The organism is Kitasatospora sp. NPDC056731 (assembly GCF_040687675.1).
Taxonomy (GTDB): Bacteria; Actinomycetota; Actinomycetes; order Streptomycetales; family Streptomycetaceae; genus Kitasatospora.
In genome coordinates, this window is record NZ_JBFBNR010000091.1 from 1 (window position 1) to 5170 (window position 5170).

Here is a 5170-nt window from a genome sequence, read left to right on the forward strand (position 1 = left end):
CCGCGACGACGATCTTCGCGGAGGTGGTGGCGCGGGTGGGGGCGGCCGCGTTAGAGCTTGCGAAGTCCACTGAGGACCCTTTCGAGCAGCGTGACGTCGGGCTGGTTTCCGGATTCGCCGCCGGAAGCGGGCTGGTGGATGGCGACGAGGCCGGCCTCGGCCAGGTCGGCCACGAGGATGCGGGCCACTCCCAGGGGAAGGGAGAGCAGCGCCGACACCTCCGCGACGGATTTGACCTCCCTGCACAGGGTGCAGATCCGCTGGTGCTCGGGGAGCAGGGTGGCCAGGCGCTGCGGGTCGACGTCGGCGGAGACGAGGGCCTCCAGCGCGAGTTCGTAGCGCGGCCGGGTGCGTCCACCGGTCATCGCGAACGGCCGGATCAGCGGGCCGGAGTCGGGTTCGTCCTCGAACTCCTCGACGTGCCCGGGCTCGTGGGCCGGCCGGTAGCCGGGGGCCGGGGCGGGCGCCGGCGCCGGGTAGCCGGGCGGCGGCGTGTCGAAGGCGGGCTGCGGCTGTCGGTACTGGCCGGGCGGGCCCTGCCGGTCGTACTGCTCCTGCTGCGGCTGCCCGTACGGGTGCTGGGGCTGCCCGTACTGGTGCTGGCCGTACTGCTGTCCGTGCTGCTGGCCGTGCTGAGGCTGGCCGTACTGCTGACCGTGGCCGACGCCGGGTGCTCCGAAGGCGTCATGGCCTGTGCCAGGGTACGGAACGCCGTACTGGCCGCTGCGGTCGTCGGGCGGTGTCACGGTTCCTCTCCTCACAGGGTGCGGCGGTGCGGTGCGAGCTTCGGCGCAGGTCCGGAGCCGGTGGTGCGAAGGCCGTACAACGTCCGAACCCGAGCCCGCCGAAGCGGGCCCGGGAAGGACGCGGAGGTACTTCGAATACCTGGACGGTATCCGACGGACCGTCAGTGCAGGAGACTGCCCTGGAGTTCCGCGCGGAGTGCGGGGGTGAGGACGGCGCCGGCGCGGTCGACGAGGAGGGCCATCTCGTAGCCGACGAGGCCGATGTCGGAGTCGGGGGAGGCGAGTACGGCGAGGGCGGAGCCGTCGCTGACGGCCATGAGGAAGAGGAAGCCTCGTTCCATCTCGACGACGGTCTGGTTGACCTCGCCTCCTTCGAAGATCCGGCTGGCGCCGGAGGTGAGGGAGGTGAGGCCGGAGGCGACGGCTGCGAGCTGGTCGGCGCGATCACGGGGGAAGCCCTCGGACATGCACAGCAGGAGGCCGTCGGCGGAGACCACCACGGTGTGGGACACCCCGGGGGTGTTGTCCACGAAATTGGTGATCAGCCAGTTCAGGTTCTGTGCGGCCTGGCTCATCTGAGTCAACTCAACGCTCCTGGTGGTTCGAGCCGCCGAAGAGATCGGTGCTTCGGTTCTGTCCGTTGCCGGACGGGTCTACCTGATCGGGGTCGATCCGGAAGCTTCCGGTGTTACCGGCACTGCGGCCCTGCTCCACGCCGCGGCGCAGGTTGGTGAGCCGACCGCGGACCTCCTCGGGGCTGCGGGAGACCTGCGGCCCTTCCTGCGGAGTGGGCTTGGCGTTTCCGGCCACCAGGTTCTGCTTGGGCACGCGCCGCGGCAGGCCTGCCCCGGTGGTGCCGCCGGAGGCGGGCTCGCGGGTCTGCTCGGCCTGCTGCCAGGCGCCGTCGTTGGGCGACTGCCAGGGCGAGTTGGTCGGGCCGGTCGGGCCGTAGCCGCCCAGCGCCGACACGTCGTGGCCGCGCGGCTCGTCGACCGCCGAGGTGTCCTTGGCGCCGGCGAACCAGTTCGGGGTCTCGCCGCCGGAGCCGCCGCCCGCCGGAGCGGTCGGGGCGCCGAAGCCGCCACCCGCCAGCTGCTGGCCGGGGCGGCGCTGCGGCAGCCCGGACGGCAGGGTGGGGGTGGGCTCGGCGGCGGGCAGTGCGGGCGGCTCCGGGGCGTACGGGTGGCCGGCCGGGGCCTCCTCGGCCTGCTGGCCGTACTGGTCGGCGTAGCCGTCCTGGTAGCCCTGGTAGCCGTCGCCCTGGTAGTCCTGGCGGCCGTACTGGTCGTCGGCGTAGCCGGACTGGTCGTAGCCCTGCTGCGGGTACTGGCCGTACTGGTCCTGGCCGTACTCGTCCTGCTGGTAGCCGTCCTGCTGGTAGCCGTACTGGTCGTCGGCGTAGCCGGACTGCTGCTCGTAGCCCTGGGGGGCGTACTGGTCGTAGCCCTGCTGGTACTCCTCCTCGACCTCGGCGTCCAGCACCGGCGGCTCGCCGTCGTGCGGGCCGCTCTCCAGGGCCGCGCGGCGGACCTGGTCGAGGCGCTGCGAGCGCTGGACGGCCTCCAGGGCCGGGCTGAAGCCGCTGGATCCGGCGTTGCCGGTGCCGGTGAGGTGGTCGTCGAAGCCCAGCTCGGCGGCGCTGCGCGGCTGGCCGTTGGGCGCCCACTGGGAGGTCGGCTCCTGCTCGGCGAAGATCCGGGAGACGGTGAACTGCTCCTCGGGCTCCGGCGCGGCGCCCGACCGGGTGATGAACGGCGGGATCATGACCAGCGAGGTGGTGCCGGCGGACTCGCCGGACGGGCGGAGCTGGACGCGGACGTCGTGCCGCTGGGACAGCCGGCCGACCACGAACAGGCCCATGCGGCGGGAGATGGTGGCGTCGACGGTGGGCGGCTCGGCCAGCTTCTCGTTGATCTCGGCGAAGTCGTCGGCGGTGAGGCCGATGCCCTTGTCGTGGATCTCGACCAGCACCCGGCCGTCCGGCAGGCGGGTCGCGTTGACCAGGACCCGGGTCTGCGGGCTGGAGAACGAGGTGGCGTTCTCCAACAGCTCGGCGAGCAGGTGGACGAGGTCGGTCACGGCGGCGCCGACGACCTCGACCTCCGGGATGCCGGACAGCTCGACGCGCTCGTACTGCTCCACCTCGGAGGAGGCGGCGCGGAGCACGTCGACCAGCGGGACCGGGGTGTTCCAGCGGCGGCCGGCCTCCTCGCCCGCGAGGACGAGCAGGTTCTCACCGTTGCGGCGCATGCGGGTGGCGAGGTGGTCCAGCTTGAAGAGGTTCTCCAGCTGGTCCGGGTCGGCCTCGTTGTTCTCCAGGTCGGTGATCAGCGCCAGCTGGCGCTGGATCAGGCCCTGGCTGCGACGCGACAGGTTGGTGAAGATCGCGTTGACGTTCCCTCGCAGCAGGGCCTGCTCGGCGGCGAGCGCCACGGCCTGCTGGTGGACCTGGTCGAACGCCCGGGCGACCTCGCCGATCTCGTCCTTGCCGTGCAGCGGGATCGGGGTGACGGAGGTGTCGACCCGGTCGGGGTCGGTCTTGGAGAGCTTCTCGACCAGGTCCGGCAGGCGGTGGTCGGCGATCTCCAGGGCGGCGCTGCGCAGGGTGCGCATGCCGAGGATCATCGAGCGGGCGACGTAGCCGGTGAGCAGGCCGGCCAGGATGAGCGCCGCGACGACGATGATCGTGTTGAGGATGGCGTCGTAGAGCGCGTTGTCCTTGAGGCCGCGGGAGTCCGTGAGGACGTCGTCCAGCAGCTGGACCTCGGTGTCGCGCAGGGCCTGGATGTGGGTGTTGGCGGCCTGGTTCCAGTTCTCCGGGGTGAGACCGGAGTCCTTGGCCTCCTTGTAGGCCTGGTCGGCGGCGGCCTTGCCCTTGCTCTGGCCCTCGGCGGCGGCCTGGCTGTAGGCGGCGCCGAGGGAGAGCAGGGTCTGCATGGAGGGCGCGGTGCCGTTCGGCATCTTGTAGGCCGAGCGCTCCTGCGCGGCGGCCTGGACGACCTGCGCGTTGGCGTACTTGCGGGCGTCCTCGGGGGCGCTGCCGGTGTTGAACTCGGTCAGCGAGACCTGCTCCAGCCGCTCCGCGACCAGGATCTGCTGGATCACGTCGGCGTTCTCGAACCGGGTGGTGGCGTTCTGGGAGATGCCGACCAGCAGGTGCAGCATGAGCGCGCGCTGGGTCGAGGCGGAGGCCTTGGCGAGGGACATCGCGTAGATCGCGCGGCCCTTGCTGGCGGCGTTGCTGGAGCCGAGGCCGACCGAGTTGTCGTAGGACAGCAGCGGGGCGAACATCACCGAGTAGGCGTTGACGGTGGCGCCGGCGAACAGCTCGGATCCGTACGCGCTGGACCGCAGGTGCGGCAGGTCGACCACCAGGGCCTGGAAGCCCTCGTGGCGGCGCGGCAGTTCACCGGACTTGTCGGAGGCCGCGTAGGCCGCCTCGTACGCCTTCAGCGCGGCGTCCGTGCTGGCGCGGATCTTGGCGACCTTGCCGTCCGGGTCCTGCTTGGTGAGCAGGGGTATCAGCGTGGTGTCGCGCTCGATCTCCAGCGCTTCGGCGAGCTCGGTGGCCGCCTTGGCGAGCTCGGCGGTCTTCTCGGCGCGGGAGGCCTTGATGTAGCCGTCGACCGAGGTGTTCACGCGGAGGCCGCCGAAGACGAGGCTGATGATCACGGGGATCAGCAGGATCGCGATCAGACGGGTCGGCACGCGCCAGTTGCGCGGGCGGAGGAAGTCGTACCGCCTGGAGGCGTCGCCGTCCGGACCGCCGCTGCGGGGTTCCGTGGACGCGGCCGGGGGCTGCGGGGCCGGGGAGGCCTGGGAGCGCTCCTCGGTGGGGGTGAAAGCGGAGAATCCGGCCGGGTCCGCTGCGGTACCGTTCGGCTCGCTCCGGCGGGGCTCGGAGCGCCGCTGCGGGGCGGGTTGCTGCTTACGCCTCACTCGACAACTACCTCTCGGCCGACTGTCGGCCATGGATCAATCCAGCGCTACCCCCGGGCCCTGGCCCGTCACCGGTGGGCCGGCGCGAGGGTTTCAGGGGTAGCTGGAATTTCAGCACGTGCAGAGATGGGGGACAAACAGCCGCAGGATGGCCCCCGCGTCGGCGCAATAGGGACATTCACCGACATGACGGAGCAAAACCGTGGTCTTCTGGCGCTGAGTGGCGCTAGTTCACCACGCAGAGTCACTGTTGATCACAAAATGCCTACCGAACTGTTATCCGCTGCTTATACAGCGGGTCTTGCGCGATGCCCCTGGAGGACATCGGCCGGTAGCGGCTCCGCCCCGGGGGCCGTCACGCCGACGGCCCCCGGGGTCCGGATGTCCGGCCCGTCATCGGAGTCGGGCGAGGAGGGCGTGTTCGACGAGGGTGATGAGGGCGCTTTTGGCGCTGTCGCGGCGGCGGGCGTCGAGGGTGACGACGG

Annotated in this window: 3 protein-coding genes and 1 pseudogene; all 4 read right to left on the reverse strand. The window is 71.4% G+C overall.

Translation table 11 applies throughout. The features are described 5' to 3' along the window. Window positions 1–50 precede the first annotated feature (50 nt). Window positions 51–746 carry a DUF742 domain-containing protein gene (locus AB0R04_RS38670; RefSeq protein WP_363378848.1) on the reverse strand — a complete coding sequence of 232 codons (696 nt, stop codon included), beginning with the start codon at window positions 744–746 and terminating at the stop codon, window positions 51–53. A 161-nt stretch (window positions 747–907) separates the two neighbouring features. Further along, window positions 908–1321, reverse strand: coding sequence for a roadblock/LC7 domain-containing protein (locus AB0R04_RS38675; protein WP_030057391.1), 414 nt, complete (start codon window positions 1319–1321; stop codon window positions 908–910). A gap of 10 nt (window positions 1322–1331) precedes the next feature. Next, window positions 1332–4685, reverse strand: a complete 3354-nt coding sequence (locus AB0R04_RS38680) for a nitrate- and nitrite sensing domain-containing protein (RefSeq protein ID WP_363378850.1) — start codon at window positions 4683–4685, stop codon at window positions 1332–1334. Window positions 4686–5078: 393 nt separating this feature from the next. Further along, window positions 5079–5170, reverse strand: a pseudogene (locus AB0R04_RS38685) (ATP-binding protein); the annotation flags it as partial.

What these genes read in the sequence shown, in the direction of transcription:
- AB0R04_RS38675 (WP_030057391.1), bottom strand. Translation starts at nt 1,321, where the DNA reads ATGAGCCAGGCCGCACAGAACCTGAACTGGCTGATCACCAATTTCGTG.